General features: G+C 35.0%; 19 protein-coding genes. 13 read left to right on the top strand and 6 right to left on the bottom strand.

What is annotated here, in order from left to right:
* The first annotated feature begins 328 nt into the window (after window positions 1-328).
* Together QLS97_RS16225 and QLS97_RS16220 are read left to right on the top strand one after the other, a co-directional pair.
* Window positions 329-1,963, top strand: coding sequence for an ABC-F family ATP-binding cassette domain-containing protein (locus QLS97_RS16225; RefSeq protein WP_099716090.1), 1,635 nt, complete (start codon window positions 329-331; stop codon window positions 1,961-1,963).
* Between the two features lie 223 nt (window positions 1,964-2,186).
* Window positions 2,187-3,350 (top strand): hypothetical protein, encoded by a 1,164-nt coding sequence (locus QLS97_RS16220; protein ID WP_282718109.1) that lies wholly within the window; start codon window positions 2,187-2,189, stop codon window positions 3,348-3,350.
* 61 nt (window positions 3,351-3,411) lie between these two features.
* Here the strand turns inward: QLS97_RS16220 and QLS97_RS16215 are convergent, their stop codons facing one another.
* Window positions 3,412-3,696 (bottom strand): GNAT family N-acetyltransferase, encoded by a 285-nt coding sequence (locus QLS97_RS16215; RefSeq protein ID WP_282718198.1) that lies wholly within the window; start codon window positions 3,694-3,696, stop codon window positions 3,412-3,414.
* A gap of 29 nt (window positions 3,697-3,725) precedes the next feature.
* Window positions 3,726-4,442, bottom strand: coding sequence for a pirin family protein (locus QLS97_RS16210; RefSeq protein ID WP_282718107.1), 717 nt, complete (start codon window positions 4,440-4,442; stop codon window positions 3,726-3,728).
* 113 nt (window positions 4,443-4,555) lie between these two features.
* Between QLS97_RS16210 and QLS97_RS16205 the strand changes: the two genes are divergently transcribed.
* Entirely contained in the window at window positions 4,556-5,224 is a 669-nt protein-coding gene (locus QLS97_RS16205; protein ID WP_282718105.1) for an alpha/beta fold hydrolase, read from the top strand.
* A gap of 41 nt (window positions 5,225-5,265) precedes the next feature.
* A complete protein-coding gene (locus QLS97_RS16200; RefSeq protein WP_282718103.1) occupies window positions 5,266-6,159 on the top strand; it encodes a lytic transglycosylase domain-containing protein in 894 nt (297 codons plus the stop codon).
* Window positions 6,160-6,288: 129 nt separating this feature from the next.
* Here the strand turns inward: QLS97_RS16200 and QLS97_RS16195 are convergent, their stop codons facing one another.
* Window positions 6,289-6,804 (bottom strand): DUF2892 domain-containing protein, encoded by a 516-nt coding sequence (locus QLS97_RS16195; protein WP_282718101.1) that lies wholly within the window; start codon window positions 6,802-6,804, stop codon window positions 6,289-6,291.
* A 163-nt stretch (window positions 6,805-6,967) separates the two neighbouring features.
* On the opposite strand from QLS97_RS16195, the gene rpmH reads away from it, so the two are divergent.
* A complete protein-coding gene (gene rpmH / locus QLS97_RS16190) occupies window positions 6,968-7,129 on the top strand; it encodes a 50S ribosomal protein L34 (protein ID WP_007136275.1) in 162 nt (53 codons plus the stop codon).
* A gap of 157 nt (window positions 7,130-7,286) precedes the next feature.
* Entirely contained in the window at window positions 7,287-10,139 is a 2,853-nt protein-coding gene (carB, locus tag QLS97_RS16185; protein WP_282718099.1) for a carbamoyl-phosphate synthase large subunit, read from the top strand.
* Window positions 10,140-10,205: 66 nt separating this feature from the next.
* Here the strand turns inward: carB and QLS97_RS16180 are convergent, their stop codons facing one another.
* The 3 genes from QLS97_RS16180 to QLS97_RS16170 all read right to left on the bottom strand — a co-directional run bounded on the left by QLS97_RS16180 (window position 10,206) and on the right by QLS97_RS16170 (window position 12,806).
* Window positions 10,206-10,814 (bottom strand): YkgJ family cysteine cluster protein, encoded by a 609-nt coding sequence (locus QLS97_RS16180; RefSeq protein WP_282718098.1) that lies wholly within the window; start codon window positions 10,812-10,814, stop codon window positions 10,206-10,208.
* A gap of 312 nt (window positions 10,815-11,126) precedes the next feature.
* On the bottom strand, window positions 11,127-12,020 hold the full coding sequence (locus QLS97_RS16175) for a dienelactone hydrolase family protein (RefSeq protein ID WP_282718097.1): 894 nt from the start codon (window positions 12,018-12,020) through the stop codon (window positions 11,127-11,129).
* Window positions 12,021-12,173: 153 nt separating this feature from the next.
* Entirely contained in the window at window positions 12,174-12,806 is a 633-nt protein-coding gene (locus QLS97_RS16170; RefSeq protein ID WP_282718096.1) for a phosphoribosyltransferase, read from the bottom strand.
* A 293-nt stretch (window positions 12,807-13,099) separates the two neighbouring features.
* On the opposite strand from QLS97_RS16170, the gene QLS97_RS16165 reads away from it, so the two are divergent.
* The 7 genes from QLS97_RS16165 (at window position 13,100) to QLS97_RS16135 (ending at window position 19,792) form a co-directional block, all read left to right on the top strand.
* Window positions 13,100-14,053: an ion channel gene (locus QLS97_RS16165; RefSeq protein WP_428831797.1), complete on the top strand. Its 954-nt coding sequence runs from the start codon at window positions 13,100-13,102 to the stop codon at window positions 14,051-14,053.
* Between the two features lie 71 nt (window positions 14,054-14,124).
* Window positions 14,125-15,024: a MerR family transcriptional regulator gene (locus QLS97_RS16160; protein ID WP_282718095.1), complete on the top strand. Its 900-nt coding sequence runs from the start codon at window positions 14,125-14,127 to the stop codon at window positions 15,022-15,024.
* 36 nt (window positions 15,025-15,060) lie between these two features.
* Entirely contained in the window at window positions 15,061-16,536 is a 1,476-nt protein-coding gene (locus QLS97_RS16155) for a phytoene desaturase family protein (protein ID WP_282718094.1), read from the top strand.
* A gap of 2 nt (window positions 16,537-16,538) precedes the next feature.
* Window positions 16,539-17,378, top strand: coding sequence for a phytoene/squalene synthase family protein (locus tag QLS97_RS16150; RefSeq protein WP_282718093.1), 840 nt, complete (start codon window positions 16,539-16,541; stop codon window positions 17,376-17,378).
* A 48-nt stretch (window positions 17,379-17,426) separates the two neighbouring features.
* Entirely contained in the window at window positions 17,427-17,867 is a 441-nt protein-coding gene (locus QLS97_RS16145; RefSeq protein WP_282718092.1) for a sterol desaturase family protein, read from the top strand.
* 168 nt (window positions 17,868-18,035) lie between these two features.
* Window positions 18,036-18,497 (top strand): SRPBCC family protein, encoded by a 462-nt coding sequence (locus QLS97_RS16140; RefSeq protein ID WP_282718090.1) that lies wholly within the window; start codon window positions 18,036-18,038, stop codon window positions 18,495-18,497.
* Window positions 18,497-19,792: a cryptochrome/photolyase family protein gene (locus QLS97_RS16135; RefSeq protein ID WP_282718089.1), complete on the top strand. Its 1,296-nt coding sequence runs from the start codon at window positions 18,497-18,499 to the stop codon at window positions 19,790-19,792. The genes QLS97_RS16140 and QLS97_RS16135 overlap by 1 nt, the downstream gene beginning before the upstream one ends.
* Window positions 19,793-19,828: the final 36 nt, after the last annotated feature.

Genomic DNA, 19,828 nt, shown 5'->3' with positions numbered 1-19,828 from the left:
CGGTTTACGCATCGGTTTTATTTTCTACACCATTCTCCTGTTTTTACATTGTTTAAACAGGGATTACTATTTTCATAATGATTTAGGGATTTGTTGTTTTTAAGATTTAATGTTGTTTCAAATGCAGATTGTTTTTAGTGGTTAAAGGTCTAAATATCAAATGCAAAACTATAAAAAAATACTATTATTGTGCTCCGTTTAAATTTTATATTTCTTTTGTCCAAAAAATAAATTGTTGTAAATTATTCAATTGTCCAATTCCTGAATTAATCTATCTTTGCACTTTTAAAATCTGATAATTTAATTATCTAAAAATCTTATAATCTAAATGATTACAGTTAACGATATTTCTGTGCAGTTTGGTGGCACGACACTTTTTAGTGATGTTTCTTTTGCTATAAATGAAAATGATAAAATTGCCCTAATGGGTAAAAATGGAGCAGGAAAATCGACGCTGCTTAAAATTATTGCAGGTCAAAGCAAACCTTCAACAGGTAATATTTCGGCACCAAAAGATGCTGTTGTGGCCTATTTGCCTCAGCATTTATTGACTACAGATGGTGCGACGGTGATGGAAGAAACTTCGAAAGCTTTTGGAGAAGTTTTTGCAATGAAAGCAGAAATCGATGAAATCAATGAGCAACTAACCATTCGTACTGATTACGAAAGTGATGCGTACATGAAATTAATCGAAAGAGTTTCGGACTTAAGCGAGAAATTTTATGCTATTGAAGAAATAAATTATGAAGCTGAAGTAGAGAAAATCCTAATCGGTTTGGGATTTGTACGTGAAGATTTTAGCCGTCAGACTTCGGAGTTTTCCGGTGGATGGAGAATGCGAATCGAACTTGCCAAAATCCTTTTGCAAAAACCAGACTTAATTTTACTGGATGAGCCTACCAACCACATGGATATTGAAAGTATTCAATGGTTAGAGGATTTCTTGATTAATTCAGCCAAAGCTGTTGTGGTAATTTCTCACGACAGGGCTTTTGTAGATAATATTACGAATCGTACCATCGAAGTTACAATGGGACGTATTTATGATTATAAAGCCAAATATTCTCATTATTTGGAACTCAGAAAAGACAGACGTGTGCATCAGCAAAAAGCCTATGACGAGCAACAACGCATGATTGCTGATAATAGAACTTTTATCGATCGTTTTAAAGGGACGTTTTCTAAAACGGATGCTGTTCAGTCTCGTGTTAAGATGTTAGAGAAGCTGGTTATTGTTCAGGTTGACGAGGTGGATACTTCGGCTTTGAAACTAAAATTTCCACCTGCCGCACGTTCCGGACAATATCCGGTAATTGTAAAGGATTTGTCAAAATCATATGGCGATCATGTGGTTTTTTCGAATGCAAATATGGTTATCGAAAGAGGAGAAAAAGTAGCTTTCGTAGGGAAAAATGGGGAAGGAAAATCGACGATGATCAAAGCCATTATGAAAGAAATCGAAATAAATGGTGGAAGTTTAGAGATTGGTCATAATGCACAAATTGGTTATTTTGCACAAAATCAAGCCTCTTTATTAGACGAAAATGCTACTATTTTTGAAACTATTGATGATATTGCCGTGGGTGATGTTCGAACTAAAATTAAAGATATTTTAGGGGCTTTCATGTTTCAGGGTGATGATGTGACCAAAAAAGTGAAAGTGCTTTCCGGTGGTGAAAAAACGCGTTTGGCAATGATTAAATTATTGTTGGAACCAGTGAATTTATTGATTCTGGATGAGCCTTCGAATCACTTGGATATGAAAACCAAAGATATTATCAAAGATGCATTGCGTGACTTTGACGGAACATTAATCTTGGTTTCTCACGACAGGGATTTCTTGGATGGATTGGCAACTAAAGTTTTCGAATTTGGAAACAAAAGAGTAGTAGAACATTTTGAAGATATTACCGGTTTCTTGGCAAATAAAAAAATGGACAGTATGCGAGAGATAGAAAAATAGTCTTTGGTAAGAACAGTTTATAAATACTAAAATGGCATGCGGATAACGCATGCCGTTTTTATTTAAGTCAATTTTTGAGCAGTTTTTTTGCAGTAAAACGATAGAGATTTTTGAATGTAATTTTTTATGTAAAAAAGGTTAAAGTGTTTGTTATTAAGTATTTAATTTTAAATTTTTCGTACCTTGTGTAGTAATTGAATTTCAATGTATAAAATTTTTAGTCATGAAAAAATTAATTTTATCCTTAGTCTTTTTAGCTACTACGCTGTTTAGTGTGCCTCTGTTTTCACAAATAGATAACAGACCGGTAGCTTTGGATATGCCGGGTGATAACCTTAATCTTTATGCAGTATTAGATATTTTTCAAAAATCAAAAACTTTAGAAGAATTTGAAAGAGCAATTAATGATAAAGATACCAATATTAATAATCTTGATTTGAATAATGATGGCTATGTCGATTATATTCAGGTAGTTAGTCGTAGAGAAGGCGATTCTTATTCAATAGTCCTTCGCGTAGCGGTAAATAGAATTGAATATCAGGATGTGGCTGTTATAGAAGTCAATAAAAATAGATATGGGAAGGTTGTTATTCAAATTATAGGCGATGAAGAATTGTATGGTGAAGATTATATTCTGGAACCTTCAGCAGGAGATGGATATACGCCAAATCCAGGCTATTTAGGTTATGAAAGAGCGTACACTGGTAATTATTGGAATGGAGTTTTATATGTTAACAATTGGCCAATAATAATCAATTTATTTTCTCCTTCATTTGTAGTTTATATATCTCCGTGGCGTTGGGGTTATTATCCTTCTTATTGGCGTGCATGGACTCCCATTTATTACTATAATTATTGGGATTACCACCGTCATTATTATAGAAATGATTTTTATCGCAGAGTTGGATATGTACGATATCCGCTTGCGTATTCCTATTATTATTCCAGAAGGAACAGCTCTCCGGTAGTAAGGAGAAACCGTGTGAATAATGTTTATAGAGATACGTATCAAGGAAGAGCTTTTACAAGACCGGAAGGAACGGTTCTTCCCAGAACTCGAGAACAAATGCGAGGAGATCGTTCTGTAAATCCTCGAACCTCCCGTTCGGATCAGCCCATGAGACCTACAAGACGTCAAAATGTAGAAGAAAATCGTCAACAAAGCCCTTCATCAGCGCGTCCTGTTCGGCCTGCATCGCCAACAAATCGTCAACCGGCTCCAAGAAGCCGTCAAGACAATCCTGAAACAGCTCGTCCTGCCAGATCCAATGCGCCAACGAATCGGCAACAAAACGAAGGAACTCGTTCAGCTCCATCAAGAAGACCTATGGAAAAAACAGTGCCGGAAAGAACCAATAACCCTTCTCGTGGTAAGGATAGAAATTAATTCAGGTTTTGAGTTTTTAATAAATAAAAAAGGCTTTGTTGGTAATGACAAAGCCTTTTTTTTATAATCGTATTCCGGGAGGAAGCAGTTCTTTGTAAATAGGATTTTTTTTGAAAAATACTACTATTTTTGGAAGAATAGGAACAACTTTTAATTTTCGTTCAATCGCAATTTCCATAATATTTTTTAGGAAATTAGAAATAAATTCTTCATCATCAAATGATTCGGGTATATTGATTTTTGTCAAAAATATTTTTTTCTCCTGAAAGGAATATTCAACAGAAACCAATCCTTCTTTCACTACGGTTTCAAATTGTCTTGAGAAAGTATTGTCTTTGATTTCCATAGTGATTGCTGTATTCATATTAATTGACTTTAATTCATTGGCACTTCTACCAATAATATTTTTGATTTGGTACTGATTTTAATTTCGAATTGATCAAAATCGGTTATTCCCATGGCATCTCTTGCCTTCAAAATTTGATTATTCACTTCTATTTCACCTTCAATCAAAAATAAGTAAACACCATTTTTGGGGATTTTAACCTCATATCTAGTGGTGGTATTGCTGTCGAAAATGCCTAAATGAAAATAGGTTTTTTGGTAAACCCAAAGTGCATTTCCGTCATTTTTATCATTTGGCGAAACGATGTTTACAAAGGTATTGATTTGATTTTCAATATCAAATGATTTCTGGTCATATCTTGGAGTAACGTTTTCGGTGTCAGGAAAAACCCATAGCTGCAGTGTTTTTGCTTCGTCTTTTTGGCTGGCATTCATTTCAGAATGTTCCACTCCAGAACCGGCACTCATTACTTGTACTTCTCCAAAACCAATTATACCTTCATTTCCCATGCTGTCACGATGTTTTAGTCCACCTTCGAGAGGAATAGTGATGATTTCCATATTGGCGTGTCCATGTGTGCCAAAACCTGTTCCGCCCGCAATGGTATCGTCATTTAAAACGCGTAACATTCCAAATTGTACGCGTTCTGGATTGAAATAATTTCCGAAAGAAAATGAGAAATTGGCTTTAAGCCATCCAAAATCGGCCTTGCCTCTTGTATTTGATTCAAATAGTTGTGTTGTCATAAATTATTGATAATATAAAGTAAAAAGTGAATAGGGTTTGGATAAAAAAATTAATTTTATACAAAATTCGCCATAAAAAAGCGGAATGGTGTTATAAAATCGTTAAAACAATTATGAGTAAAATTCCCGTATATCTAATGCCTGGTTTAGCGTCAAGTGCTGCTATTTTTGAGCGTATTGTACTTCCTGAAGACGAGTTTGAAATCTATTTATTAGAGTGGGAAATTCCGTTGGACAATGAATCTTTGACTCATTATGCCAAGCGGATAACGGAAAAAATAAAACATGAGAATCCGGTTTTGATTGGCGTTTCGTTTGGAGGTATTTTGGTACAGGAAATGGCAAAATATGTGGCGGCACGCAAAGTTATTATTATTTCCAGTGTACGATGTAATGCTGAATTTCCTAGAAGATTAAAAATTGCTAAAACTACTAAAGCGTATAAACTGATTCCGATGAGTTTATTTGCAAATATTGAAAGCCTGGCTAAGTTTTCCTTTGGCGAAAAAGTAAATCAAAGGCTTAAACTTTACGAGAAATTTCTCTCGGTTCGGGATATTCGTTATTTGAATTGGGCAGTGGAACAAGTGATTTTATGGGATAGAACCCTTATTGATGAAAACGTAATTCACATTCACGGAGATGCTGATGATGTTTTTCCAATCAAATATATCAAGAATTGTATCGTTGTAAAAGGAGGGACGCACATTATGATTTTGAACAAGTACAAATGGTTGAATGAAAATTTGCCTTCTATTATATTGGAAACAGAAAAGAAGTAAACGCACTTTTATAACGCTATGAAAGGCATAAAAAAGAAAAGATGAAATTGATTAATAAAGTTGCCATAATCCTTACCGTGATTTTTGCGAGCGGTGTATTTGTTTTTGCTGCTAAAAATCCGACAGAAGAAAAAGAGGTGACAAAACAAATTACGACTAATTTTCCTGTGAAACTAGATTTTGCAGGCGAAGAAACGCCTTTGAAAATATCGGATGTAAAAGAGCGTTTGGACAGAGAATTGCTGGTAAATGTAAATCTGCATGCGTCTACTATTTTGGCTATAAAAAGAGCAAATCGTGCTTTTCCGGTGATTGAGCCTATTTTAAAAAAGAACGGTATTCCGGATGATTTTAAATATTTGGCAGTTATTGAAAGTGGATTAGTAAATGTGGTTTCACCAGCAGGAGCAAGAGGAATTTGGCAATTTATGCCAGATACGGCAAAAGAGCGCGGAATGGAGGTCAATGAAAATGTGGATCAGCGCTATGATTTAGAAAAATCAACTCAAGCGGCCTGCAGTTATTTGTTGAGTGCCAAAGGAAAATTTGGAAGCTGGACTTTGGCGGCAGCTTCTTATAACGGAGGAATGACGGGTGTTAACAAGCAAATTGACATTCAAAAAGTGACTAATTACTATGATTTGTTGCTTACGGAAGAAACGTTTCGCTATGTTTTTAGAATTTTAGCTTTGAAAGAAATTATGGAGAATCCAGTAAAATATGGATTTACCATTGCTCCCGAAGATTTATATGGAAACTTGCCAACGCGAAAAATAGAAATTGACAGTTCGATTACGGATTTGGCTGATTTTGCAAAAGGGCAAGGGATTAACTATAAGATTTTAAAAATTCACAATCCTTGGCTCAGAGAAACAAAATTAATAAATGATACCGGTAAAAAATATCAAATCGAAATTCCGTTAAAAGGGTATTAACTGTTTTTTTTAACCATTAAGGCATTTAAGAAAATATAAGTGGAGTTATAAATATTTGACTTATAGGCATAAACTGAAAAAAGGGTGAAATGTGTATCATTTGACCCTTTTTCGATAATTATAAAAAAATTATATTTTCTTCATTTGTTCTTTCATCATGACAATCTGATCTTTCAACATATTCTGTTTGTCTAATTTTTTTGCTTCATTCAATAGTGTAGTAGCTTCTAATTTTCTTCTGCGGGTCATGGCTACTCCGGCTAAATTTAATTTGGCTACAGCCAAATCCATATCCATTGATAATCCTAGTTCAATCGCTTTTTTGAAAAATTTCTCTGCTTGATTGATATTGGTTTGCGAAAGCATGATTCCGTGAAGGTAATTAAAATATCCCTGTTGTTTTTGCACCAAAGCTGTTTCGGGAGTTTTGATGTAAGCCAGCCATTTTTTAGCACCCTCAAAATCCTGTTTTCTTAGTTTTAAGAAAGCAAGTAAGATGAATTCGTTTTTGAAGTAAAGAAAAATAGGAATTGCACTCAATAATATAAGGAATATTCCGTTACCGATATTTCCTTCTGTAAATTGCCAAACGCCTGTAGCTATAATAAGTCCGGCGATAATAAGTTTAATATTTCTGTGAAACATAGTGTGATTATTTTAAGATCACAAATATAGTAAAATGAATTGAAAATATTTTTACAAAACTACTTGCAAGAAAAAAAAGTCTTTGTATATTTGCACTCGGTTTTAGAATAACAGTTATTCGAAATAGGAAGACATATAAATAAGATTTTAAAGATACAAAGCAATGAGCAAAAGAACGTTTCAACCATCGAAAAGAAAAAGAAGAAATAAGCACGGATTTATGGACAGAATGGCTTCTGCTAATGGAAGAAAAGTTCTTGCGCGTAGAAGAGCTAAAGGAAGACATAAATTGACTGTTTCTTGCGAACCAAGACACAAAAAATAATGTTTGTATAAACATAAATAAGGCGTTACTTTTTTTAGTATCGCCTTTTTTTATACCTATTCGTTAAAAAAAGTTTAAGATTTACAGGTAAAGGGTTTGAGTTCAGTAACTTTAATCTTTTGAAAACAACAACTACACAACACAATAATACCATACAATGCCAAAAGATACATCTATAAAATCAGTTTTAATAATAGGTTCAGGTCCTATTGTTATTGGTCAAGCGTGCGAATTTGATTATGCAGGATCTCAATCTGCCCGTTCTATTCGTGAAGAAGGAATTGAAGTTATTTTGATAAATTCCAATCCGGCAACGATTATGACCGACCCTACCATGGCCGATCATGTTTATTTGAAGCCATTGACGACCAAATCAATTATTGAAATCCTTAAAGCACATCCTCAAATCGATGCTGTTTTACCTACCATGGGAGGACAAACAGCGCTGAACTTGTGTCTGGAAGCCGATGAAAAAGGAATTTGGGCAGATTTTGGAGTAAAATTAATCGGGGTTGATGTAAACGCCATTAATATTACCGAAGACAGAGAGCAGTTCAAAAACCTTCTTAAAAAAATAGGAGTTCCATCTGCGCCTGCAGAAATATGTACCTCTTATCTTAGAGGAAAAGAAATTGCTCAGGAATTTGGTTTCCCACTAGTAATCCGCCCTTCCTTTACTTTAGGTGGAACCGGAGCAGCTATTGTTTATAAAAAAGAAGATTTTGATGAACTTTTAACCAGAGGTTTAGAAGCTTCACCCATTCACGAAGTTTTAATTGATAAAGCTTTAATGGGTTGGAAAGAATACGAATTGGAACTTTTGAGAGATAAAAATGATAATGTTGTGATTATCTGTTCTATCGAAAATATGGATCCAATGGGAATTCATACCGGAGATTCCATCACAGTTGCACCAGCAATGACATTATCTGACACGACATTTCAAAGAATGCGTGATTATGCAATCTTGATGATGAGAAGCATCGGAAACTTTGCCGGAGGTTGTAACGTGCAGTTTGCCGTTTCGCCTGACGATAAAGAAGACATTGTAGCGATTGAAATCAATCCTCGTGTATCTCGTTCCTCTGCTTTGGCATCAAAAGCAACGGGGTATCCTATTGCAAAAATTGCTTCCAAACTCGCTTTGGGTTACAACTTAGATGAATTGCAAAACCAAATCACCAAATCGACTTCGGCTTTATTCGAACCAACTTTGGATTATGTGATTGTAAAAATTCCTCGTTGGAACTTTGATAAATTCGAAGGTGCTGACAGAACGTTGGGACTTCAAATGAAATCCGTTGGTGAAGTAATGGGAATTGGACGTTCGTTCCAAGAAGCATTGCACAAAGCGACTCAATCATTGGAAATCAAAAGAAATGGTTTAGGAGCTGACGGAAAAGGATATAAAAACTACGAACAAATTATCGAGAAACTGACTTTTGCGAGTTGGGATCGTGTTTTTGTGATTTATGATGCTATCGCGATGGGAATTCCATTGAGCCGCATTCATGAAATCACTAAAATCGATATGTGGTTCTTGAAACAATACGAAGAGCTCTATACATTAGAAAAAGAAATTTCTACGTACAAAGTAGAATCTTTGCCGAGAGAATTATTGCTAGAAGCGAAACAAAAAGGTTTTGCCGACAGACAAATCGCTCACATGGTAGGATGTTTAGAAAGCCAGGTGCATACGTTGCGTACTACGATGAACATCAACCGTGTATTCAAACTGGTTGATACGTGTGCGGCTGAGTTCAAAGCGAAAACGCCTTACTATTACTCGACTTTTGAAGCCGAAATAGAAAAAGCGGACGGAACGCGTTACGTTGATAACGAAAGTATTGTTACGGATAAAAAGAAAATAATTGTTCTTGGGTCAGGCCCAAATAGAATTGGACAAGGAATCGAATTTGATTATTCTTGCGTTCACGGTGTGCTTGCCGCCAAAGAATGTGGCTATGAAACCATCATGATCAACTGTAATCCAGAAACGGTTTCGACTGATTTTGATACAGCCGATAAATTGTATTTCGAACCAGTTTTCTGGGAGCATATTTACGATATTATTCAACATGAGAAGCCAGAAGGTGTAATCGTGCAATTAGGAGGTCAAACTGCCTTAAAATTAGCTGAAAAACTATCTAAATACGGTATTAAAATTATAGGAACGAGTTTTGATGCTTTGGATTTAGCCGAAGACAGAGGCCGTTTCTCAGAACTTTTAACCGATTTAAAAATTCCTTTCCCACAATTTGGGATTGCAGAAACGGCTGATGAAGCTTCTGCTTTAGCGGACACTTTAGACTTCCCATTATTGATTCGTCCTTCTTATGTGTTGGGTGGTCAGGGAATGAAAATTGTCATCAACAAACAAGAATTGGAAGAACATGTAATCAATTTGTTGAAAACGATTCCTGGAAATAAATTGCTTTTAGACCATTATTTGGATGGTGCGATAGAAGCGGAAGCTGATGCGATTTGCGATGGCGAGAATGTGTACATCATAGGAATTATGGAGCACATCGAACCTTGCGGAGTGCATTCTGGAGACAGTAACGCTACTTTGCCTCCGTTTAATTTAGGCGAATTTGTAATGCAACAAATAAAAGACCATACTAAGAATATTGCGTTGGCTTTGAGAACCGTTGGTTTAATCAACATTCAGTTTGCGATAAAAGACGATATCGTTTATATCATTGAAGCCAATCCTAGAGCGTCTCGTACGGTTCCATTTATTGCAAAAGCGTACGGAGAACCTTATGTAAATTATGCGACTAAAGTTATGTTAGGTCACAATAAAGTAACCGACTTTACTTTTAACCCACAATTAAAAGGGTATGCTATCAAGCAACCGGTTTTCTCTTTTAGCAAATTCCATAATGTGAACAAAGCATTAGGACCAGAAATGAAATCAACAGGAGAAAGCATCTTGTTTATTGACGACTTGAAAGACGATCAATTCTACGAATTGTATTCTAGAAGAAAAATGTATTTGAGTAAATAAAAACTTGAATTTAATATAGTGAAAAAGCCCCGTTTGGGGCTTTTTTTATGAAATATATTTAGTGTTTTAAGCGATGTTTTCGAGACCGCCCGGAAACGGTCTGTACGCATAATAATGCAAGACTTCTTCGATAGCAGTTTTTAAAGCTTCATTTATAGGAAGTATGGTAGTGGCTAGTCTGTTGTCAATTTGTGAGAGTTGCATGTAATAATCAGTAAAAACGGGTACGTAGAGTCCTTTGCTGATGGCTTCTTCGGCCGTATTGTAGTTTTCTTGTTGTCCTTCTTTGATTATTTTGCAAGTGGCTAATCGCAATTTGCCATATTTGTCTCTACTGGCGGCATACCCAAAAAGCCTGCAAATCAAACCGCGATAGCGATAATTGCTGCAACTTCCCATGTTTCTGTCAAGAACAGTGAGTGGTCGGTACAAATGGCAATTGCTATCGGATTTGTTGTTTAGCTCGACTAACATTTCCTCAGCTTTCCCGTTTAAAAATAAATGCAATGCCCACGGTAAAAACTCCAAAGGCGAAGCATTGATGTCTGGAGTGGAACAACACTTGCCGCAACCGGTGCGACACTGTAAATGAGTTTCTGATTGGAACACTGTTACTTCATTTTCAAGACGGTCAAATAATTCTTCGACCAATCGAACCTTGTGCTCTATAGACATTTTTTTTTGTAAGGTAGGCTATTAAAAACCGTTACAGGGATAATGCTGTTTTACTTGCTGATTATATTGTTTATAAATGTGCGTACCGAAAGTTGAAGTAATCGCGTTGCAAACGCTACGATGGTGCTCTAAATTAAAATTGGGACTCGTAACAAACGAGCATAAGTAGGATTGCTTGTCGTTGCGGGGTCAAAGTCGGAGACATTTGCCCAGCGTTTCCGATAAGCATGTAGGAGAGCGGGGATAATTCTTAAAAATAGATAAATGAAAAAAGCCCCAATCACGGGACTTTTAAATATCTAAATTCTGAAATTATTTCTTCTTCAATTTTTCCTTAAAAAAATCTATCGTTCGTGTCCACGATAAAGTGGCAGCTTTTTCATCGTATCTGGGAGTCGTATTGTTATGAAAACCATGATTCACTCCTTCATAGAAATAAGCGATATGTTCTACTTTGTTCTTTTTAAGTATGGCTTCAAAAGCGGGCCAACCTTCATTTACGCGCGTGTCTAAACTGGCATACTGCGCTAGGATAGGCGTTTTTATTTTTTCGGCTTCGGCAGCAGTGGGTTGTCCTCCATAATAAGGAACTGCGGCGCATAAATCTGGAATTTTTACCGCCATCATATTGGCAATCCAACCGCCAAAACAAAATCCTACCACACCAATATGTCCATTGCAATCTTTGTGGGATTTTAGGTATTCGTAGGCTGCAACGAAGTCTTCGAGCATTTCCTCACGGGTACGTTTTTTTTGTAATTCTCTTCCCGCATCATCATTTCCGGGATAACCGCCCAGTGGCGATAAAGCATCCGGTGCCAAAGTGATAAATCCTTCCACAGCGGCTCTTCGTCCTACATCTTCAATGTATGGATTTAATCCTCGATTTTCATGGACCACAATGATTCCCGGTAATTTCTTTTTGGTTCCTGTGGGTTGGGATAAAAGACCTTTAATTTTTCCTCCGCCTTTAGGAGAATCGTAGGTGATGAATTCTGATTTTAATCTGGGATCACCTGGTTTTATCAAAATAGAATCGATATAATTGGGTGTCATAAAGCTAAGAAGTGACGGAAGCGTAAGCGTTCCTACTGCAAATAAGGATAGTTTCTCGACGAATTGTCTTCTTTCGATTTTATTGTGGGCATAATCATCGTATAAGTCAAATACTTCCTGACTGATATCTTCTTTGGTTAGTTTTTTCATAGCAGTTATTTAATTCAACTAATTTAGAAAAAAAAGCAATTGTTTTAGCATTAGTGGTAATTGCAATTTTTTTAGTTTTTAATTTTGAAAAGGAGAAATCTGATTTTTCTATCATTTCAAATTTTAAAAATAAAACTGGAGCTTAAAACAACATTAATCAGCTATGGGAAGACTCAACAAGTGTATCACTTCTTCATCTTCCACTTGATTGAATTCTTCATAAAATCCGCCCACACCTCTAAAATATTTGGAAGCTATCAGATAGATAAACTCATCTGCGTTTTTTTCAAACACAGGCACGTTGTCATACGGTATTACAGGTGTAGCCACAATTATTTTTGCTGGATTTTTTTTTCGAAGCATGCTTATACTGGCAAGTAAAGTATTTCCTGTAGCGATGCCATCATCTACTAAGATTATATTTTTCCCTTTCACATCCAGTGGTTTTCTATTGCCCATATAGAGCTCGTATTTATCCTTCATTAATTTCCGCAATCGGATAATTTCATCGTCAATATATTTTTTAGGAATATTTGGATGCTTATCAAGAATCATGGAATCTGATGAGACGGCGCCTATTGCAAATTCTGTATTACTGGGATGTCCTATTTTTTTTGAAAGAACGATGTCTAAAGGAAGGTGTAAACTTCTAGCAATTACATATCCCACAGGTACTCCACCTCTGGGAACGGCAAGTACTATGGTGTCGCTATTCTGGTATTTTTTTAGTTTTTCCGAAAGCAATATACCCGCCTCAATTCTATCTTTTAACATCCCGTCATACATGATTTTAATTTTTATTTATAAAAAAAAACACACATGTAAAGGTATTGATTTTCAAATTATTACGATTATTTTTTGAAAATATTTAGTGTAAAAATTATGAATTATTAAAAAAATAAAGTTCTTGAAAGCGAACATTAATGAGAGATTTAAAACTATTTTTACAAATGAAAGAATAGTTCTGTAAAAATAAGTAGGATTTAGGAATGACTTATTTGAAAGGTAAAATCACTTCTTAATTTATAAAAGGTTTTTTGCTATTTTTACTTTGCAATAAATGAATAGCAATAACTGCAATGAAGAAAATAAATTCAAAAGCAAAGGCAGATACGAATACTGGTTTTGGAACAAATGCCAATAATTATGGTGGACGTTTTGTGAATAAAAATGGAACTGCTAACGTAGAGAAACGCGGCATGCATCTTTTGCATCGCATTAGTTGGTATCATACCATGATTGATTTGCCAAGATGGAAATTCATGTTAATTCTTTTGTTGTTTTACGTGGGTATGAATTTTTTATTTGCGTTGCTGTATTATGCCATCGGAATCGAAAATTTAAATGGGATTGATGCTTCAGGTTCAAATTGGGTTCAATTTGGTCAGGCCTATTTTTTTAGTGCACAAACTTTTACAACAGTGGGGTATGGACACATTAGTCCTTCCGGTTTTTTAACTAGTTTATTAGCTGCTGCTGAAGCTTTGATTGGGTTGTTGAGTTTTGCAATTGCTACCGGTTTATTCTTTGGACGTTTCAGTAAGCCAACCGCTTTTTTGAAATTTTCACACAATGCCCTTATCGCTCCTTATGGAGAAATGAAAGGTTTAATGATTAGAATTACACCTTTCAAAAACACTAATTTTACTGATGCTGAAGCCAAAATGACTCTTGGTATGAGTGTGGAGGAGAATGGTGCTAAAACGAACAAATTTTATACTTTAGATTTAGAATTGGAAAGAATAAATGCATTAACCTTAAGCTGGACTTTGGTACATCCCATAACCGAAAATAGTCCGCTGTATAATTTTACGGCAGCCGATTTTGATAGTATTAATGGTGAAATCCTTGTTTTTATAAAAACCTTTGATGATATGTTTAGCAATACCGTTGCCATTCGCACTTCGTATACTTTTGAGGAAGTTATTTACGGAGCTAAATTTGAACCTATGTATACGCGAAGTACTGATAATTCAAAAACAATCCTTGATTTAGACAAATTAAATGCCTTTTACAACGTCACTTTAGAATAATACAATAGTTTTCAAATTATTTCAAATTTATAATAAAATTTATTTTACATTTGTTTATTAAATTTAGACAAATGATAAACAATATAAAAAGTGTGTTTAGTATTAAAGATCTTGAAAATCTTTCAGGGATCAAAGCACATACTATACGAATCTGGGAGAAAAGATACGATATTCTTCAACCGATGCGTACAGATACTAATATCCGATTGTACGATTTGGCTAGTTTGCAAAAACTATTAAACATTACTTTGCTACATGACTATGGCTATAAAATTTCAAAAATAGCCACCTATCCACAAGATAAAATTCCATCGCTTGTACGGGAAATAATTTCGAACAAAACAGCCAAAAGTCACGCTATCAGTGAATTTAAGATGGCAATGATGAATTTTGACCAAGAGTTGTTTTTCAATACATACAATTGGTTAATTGCTGAAAAATCATTCAAGGAAATATTTCTTCAAGTCTTTATTCCTTTGATGAACGAACTCGGATTGTTATGGCAATCTGATACGATAACTCCTGCTCACGAGCATTTTATCAGTTATTTAATCAAGCAAAAATTACTGATAAATACTGAAAAACTTCAAGTTTTAAAGCAAACTAAAAACGATAAAGTTTTTGTGCTTTCCTTACCAATGAATGAAATTCATGAACTGGGGTTGATGTATTTGAATTATGAAATTCTGTTATTGGGCTACAAAACTATCTATTTGGGTGAAAGTATGCCTATTAGTAATTTGAAAGATTTGAAAAAGCATTTTGACTCGATTATTTTTATTTCGTATTTCACAGTGCAACCTGAAAGAGATATTTTGGATGAATACATCCAAAAAATGGCAGATGAATTATTAGATGAGAATACAGAGTTATGGTATACTGGACGTTTGGTGGAGTTTATCAACAAAGAAGGGCTTTCAGATAAAATATCAATTTTCAATTCCATTTCTGAATTAGTGGATGAAATTTGATTTTTTGTTTAAACTTTTTGTATATTTGCTAAACAAATGAGAGAGATAAAAAAAATTACAATTATAGGTTCTGGGTTTTCTTCGCTTGCTGCTTCCTGTTATTTAGCGCAAAGTGGTCACGATGTTACCGTATATGAAAAAAATGCAACAATTGGCGGAAGAGCACGACAATTAAAAATGGAGGGTTTCACTTTTGATATGGGACCAAGTTGGTACTGGATGCCGGATGTATTCGATCGCTTCTTTGCTGATTTTGGAAAGAAAACCTCAGATTATTACGAGTTAATAAAATTATCACCGGCGTACCGCGTGTATTACGGAATCGATGATTTCATTACAATTGCGGATAATTTAACAGATATTATATTTGCTTTTGAGAAAATCGAAAAAGGAAGTGGTACTGTATTAAATGATTTTATGGCTGAAGCCAAAAGTAATTATGATATTGCCATAAAGGATTTAGTGTATCGTCCGGGAGTTTCTCCACTAGAGTTAATAACCGTTGAAACGGCTAAAAAAGTTGGACAGTTTTTTAGCAACATCAGTAAAGATGTTCGAAAGAAATTTAAAAATCAACGATTAATTCAAATTCTGGAATTTCCCGTTTTGTTTCTTGGTGCAAAACCATCTGATACGCCTTCGTTTTACAGTTTTATGAATTATGCAGATTTTGGTCTTGGAACCTGGCATCCTAAAACAGGAATGTTTGATGTAGTTCGTGCCATGGAAAGTTTAGCGTTAGAATTAGGAGTGAAATTCGAAATGAATTCTAGTATCGAAAAGATAATCGTAAACAATAAAACAGCCAAAGGATTATTAGTAAATGGCGAAACAATTGCCTCCGATTTGATTTTGAGCGGTGCAGATTACCATCATACCGAAACATTATTGGATCAGGAACATCGCGCGTATTCTGAAAAATATTGGGACAGCCGAGTTTTTGCGCCTTCGTCATTATTGTTTTATGTAGGTTTCAATAAAAAAATAGAGAATATTTCGCATCATGCATTGTTTTTTGATGTTGATTTTTATCAGCATGCCAAAGATATTTATGATGAGCCACAATGGCCAAAGGAACCGTTGTTTTATGCCAATTTTCCATCAGTCACAGATAAAACTGCTGCTCCTGAAGGAATGGAATCTGGCTTTTTCTTAGTGCCTTTGGCTCCGGGAATCAATGATACAGAGGCATTACGAGAAGAATATTTTGAAAAAATAATAGATCGTTTTGAAACGTTAACACAGCAAAGCGTGAAAAATAATATTATATTTAAAAAATCATTTTGCAAAAACGACTTTGTTTCAGAGTACAACTCTTATAAAGGAAATGCATACGGAATGGCAAATACGTTATTGCAAACCGCTTTTTTGAGGCCTAAATTGAAAAGTAAAAAAGTAAAGAATTTATATTTCACGGGTCAATTGACCGTTCCGGGACCAGGTGTTCCACCAGCATTAATTTCTGGAAAATTAGTGTCAGAATTAATTAATAAGCAATTTTCAGAGCAATAATTATGAAGCAATTATTTGATGATGTATCTTTCAAATGTAGCAAGCTAGTTACAAAAAACTATAGTACCTCTTTCTCTCTGGCGGTTTACATGTTGTCACCGAGTATAAGAGATGCCATTTATAGTGTTTATGGATTTGTTCGTTTTGCGGATGAAATTGTAGATTCATTTCACGGTTTTGACAAAGAAAATTTAATCACTGAGTTTGAGGATGAGTATTACAAAGCAATCGAAAGAGGAATAAGCTTAAATCCCATATTGAACTCATTTCAACAAACCGTAAAACAATACAATATCTCAGATGATTTAATTCAGGCTTTCTTGAAAAGTATGAAATTGGATTTAATCAAATCAGATTATCACAGCAAAGCTGAGTATGATGATTACATTTATGGTTCTGCTGATGTGGTCGGGTTGATGTGTCTTAAGGTTTTTGTTGCAGGTGACACTGAACGATACAATCTATTAAAAGACGAAGCCATGCGATTGGGTTCTGCTTTTCAGAAAGTTAATTTTTTGAGAGATTTGAAGGATGATAATTTGGTGTTAAACCGAAATTATTTCCCTGGAGTCGATTTGAATTCATTCGATGAAAAAGCCAAAATAGCAATTATCAATGAAATCGAAGAAGATTTTAAAGTCGCTTATCAAGGAATTGTAAAGTTACCAATAGAAGCTAAATTTGGTGTTTATACTGCATTTGTCTACTATAAAAAACTCTTGAAAAAACTTGAAAACACGCCTTATCATGAAATTGGAAATGCCAGAATTCGGGTTTCTAATTATACCAAAGCGGGTCTTTTAGCACAGTCTTTTGTAACGTACAAGTTGAAATTAGTATAAAACAGAACTGATTTATAAAAAATATATTTTTAATTAAATAAAAAAATAATGATTTCCTTTTTAATCTTTTTGGGTGTTTTTCTTTTCATGGAATGTGTGACCTGGCTTACACACAAGTACATTATGCACGGTTTGATGTGGTATTTTCATGCCGATCATCACCAACCTAAATACGCTAATGTTTTTGAACGAAATGACGTTTTTTTTGTGATTTTTGCCATACCCAGCATCGTCCTTTTTTACTTCGGTGTGCAAGGCGGAATGAACTATTTATTTTTCATTGGACTCGGAATCACATTTTACGGATTTTGTTATTTCATGATTCACGACGTCTTAATTCACCAACGATTTAAGTGGTTCAAAAACACCAATAACAAGTATTTAATAGGCTTGCGAAAAGCACACAAAGTGCATCATAAACATTTAGGTAAGGAACACGGCGAGTGTTTCGGAATGTTATTTGTGCCTTTCAAATATTATAAAATATAATAATCTAATTTGGGCGTGACCACAAGGGTCGGGCTATACGTTCCCGATTTTTACAGCTGGTCTCGTTCTAAAAAAAAACGAGACCACCTATAAAAAGAGCTCCACTACCATCCCTCACGCAAACCGCAGTTCAATTCAATTTCCGATTAAAAACAACAAGTACCACAAATGAAACTCTATAAAAAAGAAACCGTTCAGCATGTAAATGCAAGTTTAGAAGAATGTTGGGCTTTTTTCTCCAGTCCACGAAATCTTCAGAAAATCACACCGGAAACAATGGGTTTCGAAATCACTGATTTCGATAATAAATCCATGTACGCAGGGCAAATAATACAATACAAGGTGTCGCCACTTTTGGGATTAAAATTGCCTTGGGTTACTGAAATTACATTCGTAAAAGAGAATAGTTATTTTATCGACGAACAACGTTTTGGACCGTATGCATTGTGGCATCACAAACACTTTTTCGAAGCTACTGAAAACGGAGTAAAAATGACTGATTTAGTTCATTATGCGCTGCCTTTGGGTTTCATCGGTCGCATTATGAACACACTTATCGTAAAAAATAAATTGAAAGCTATCTTTGATCACAGACGTGTTATGGTAGATCAAATGTTTAATGGTAAATAATGGACAAACAAGAAGTATCTTTTTTTTGGTTCAGACGCGATTTACGTTTAGAAGATAACGTTGGATTATTCCACGCTTTAAAATCCAAATATCCGGTTGTTCCGTTGTTTATTTTTGATGATTCCATTTTAGACAGTTTACCAAAAAACGATGCCAGAGTAGGTTTCATTCACGAATCACTTTCGAAAATAAATACCCAATTACAAGAATTAGGAAGTTCACTTTTAGTAAAAAAAGGAAAGACTATTGATGTTTGGAAATCTCTTTTAGAAGAATTCGATGTCAAAGAAGTCTTTTTCAACAAAGATTACGAACCATACGCCATACAACGTGACACTGTTATTTGTGACGTATTGGAAGCAAACCATACCATTTCCTATTCTTTTAAAGACCAAGTCATTTTCGAAGAAAAAGAAATCACAAAAGCCGATGGATTGCCATACACGGTTTACACTCCTTTTAAAAATAAGTGGTTAGAAAAATACAAGTCAATGGCTCCGGTTCCAGAATACGATGCCACGGATATGTTTTCTAACTTCCATAAAAATAGTTTTACTTTTCCAACTTTGGAACAAATAGGTTTTGAAGAAAGTCCTATAAAAGTAAAGCAGCATAATTTAAAATTCATTGCAAATTATCAAGATATAAGAGACTTTCCAGCGTTGGATAAAACCTCTTATCTTTCGCCACATTTGCGTTTTGGAACCGTAAGCATTCGGAAATTAGTCAATTGGGCATTTCATAAAAACGATGTTTTTTTGAGTGAACTGATTTGGAGAGAATTCTTCATGCAAATTTTATTCAGTTTCCCAAAAGTCGTTACGCAAAACTTCAAATCAGCGTATGATGGGATTCAGTGGCGCAATGATGAAGAGGATTTCAAGCGTTGGTGTTCGGGAACAACTGGATATCCTATGGTTGATGCCGGAATGCGTCAGCTCAATGAAACCGGATACATGCACAACAGAGTCCGAATGGTTGTGGCGAGTTTTCTCTGCAAGCATTTATTGATTCAGTGGCAATGGGGTGAGGCTTATTTTGCCGAAAAATTATTGGATTACGAGATGTCTGCCAATGTTGGCAACTGGCAATGGGCAGCAGGAACCGGTTGTGATGCAGCACCTTATTTCCGTGTTTTCAATCCGGAGATTCAGCAAAAAAAATTCGACGAAAAAGGAATCTACATCCGAAAATGGATAAAAGAATTCGATTTAGGATACGGAAAACCAATGGTAGAGCACGCTATGGCTAGAGACAGAGCGATTGCCACGTACAAAGCCGGAATTTTAAAATAAAAGATACAAATTGAACAGATTTATAATCTGTTCAAT

The sequence above is a fragment of the Flavobacterium yafengii genome, from assembly GCF_030010375.1.
Classification (GTDB): Bacteria; Bacteroidota; Bacteroidia; order Flavobacteriales; family Flavobacteriaceae; genus Flavobacterium; species Flavobacterium yafengii.
This window is presented reverse-complemented; position numbering and strand designations above follow the sequence as displayed.

Bases quoted from the DNA above. Each gene is read 5' to 3' on its own strand.
- QLS97_RS16225 (WP_099716090.1), top strand. From the start codon at position 329: ATGATTACAGTTAACGATATTTCTGTGCAGTTTGGTGGCACGACACTT.
- QLS97_RS16220 (WP_282718109.1), top strand. From the start codon at position 2,187: ATGAAAAAATTAATTTTATCCTTAGTCTTTTTAGCTACTACGCTGTTT.
- QLS97_RS16215 (WP_282718198.1), bottom strand. From the start codon at position 3,696: ATGGAAATCAAAGACAATACTTTCTCAAGACAATTTGAAACCGTAGTG.
- QLS97_RS16210 (WP_282718107.1), bottom strand. From the start codon at position 4,442: ATGACAACACAACTATTTGAATCAAATACAAGAGGCAAGGCCGATTTT.
- QLS97_RS16205 (WP_282718105.1), top strand. From the start codon at position 4,556: ATGAGTAAAATTCCCGTATATCTAATGCCTGGTTTAGCGTCAAGTGCT.
- QLS97_RS16200 (WP_282718103.1), top strand. From the start codon at position 5,266: ATGAAATTGATTAATAAAGTTGCCATAATCCTTACCGTGATTTTTGCG.
- QLS97_RS16195 (WP_282718101.1), bottom strand. From the start codon at position 6,804: ATGTTTCACAGAAATATTAAACTTATTATCGCCGGACTTATTATAGCT.
- rpmH (WP_007136275.1), top strand. From the start codon at position 6,968: ATGAGCAAAAGAACGTTTCAACCATCGAAAAGAAAAAGAAGAAATAAG.
- carB (WP_282718099.1), top strand. From the start codon at position 7,287: ATGCCAAAAGATACATCTATAAAATCAGTTTTAATAATAGGTTCAGGT.
- QLS97_RS16180 (WP_282718098.1), bottom strand. From the start codon at position 10,814: ATGTCTATAGAGCACAAGGTTCGATTGGTCGAAGAATTATTTGACCGT.
- QLS97_RS16175 (WP_282718097.1), bottom strand. From the start codon at position 12,020: ATGAAAAAACTAACCAAAGAAGATATCAGTCAGGAAGTATTTGACTTA.
- QLS97_RS16170 (WP_282718096.1), bottom strand. From the start codon at position 12,806: ATGTATGACGGGATGTTAAAAGATAGAATTGAGGCGGGTATATTGCTT.
- QLS97_RS16165 (WP_428831797.1), top strand. From the start codon at position 13,100: ATGAAGAAAATAAATTCAAAAGCAAAGGCAGATACGAATACTGGTTTT.
- QLS97_RS16160 (WP_282718095.1), top strand. From the start codon at position 14,125: ATGATAAACAATATAAAAAGTGTGTTTAGTATTAAAGATCTTGAAAAT.
- QLS97_RS16155 (WP_282718094.1), top strand. From the start codon at position 15,061: ATGAGAGAGATAAAAAAAATTACAATTATAGGTTCTGGGTTTTCTTCG.
- QLS97_RS16150 (WP_282718093.1), top strand. From the start codon at position 16,539: ATGAAGCAATTATTTGATGATGTATCTTTCAAATGTAGCAAGCTAGTT.
- QLS97_RS16145 (WP_282718092.1), top strand. From the start codon at position 17,427: ATGATTTCCTTTTTAATCTTTTTGGGTGTTTTTCTTTTCATGGAATGT.
- QLS97_RS16140 (WP_282718090.1), top strand. From the start codon at position 18,036: ATGAAACTCTATAAAAAAGAAACCGTTCAGCATGTAAATGCAAGTTTA.
- QLS97_RS16135 (WP_282718089.1), top strand. From the start codon at position 18,497: ATGGACAAACAAGAAGTATCTTTTTTTTGGTTCAGACGCGATTTACGT.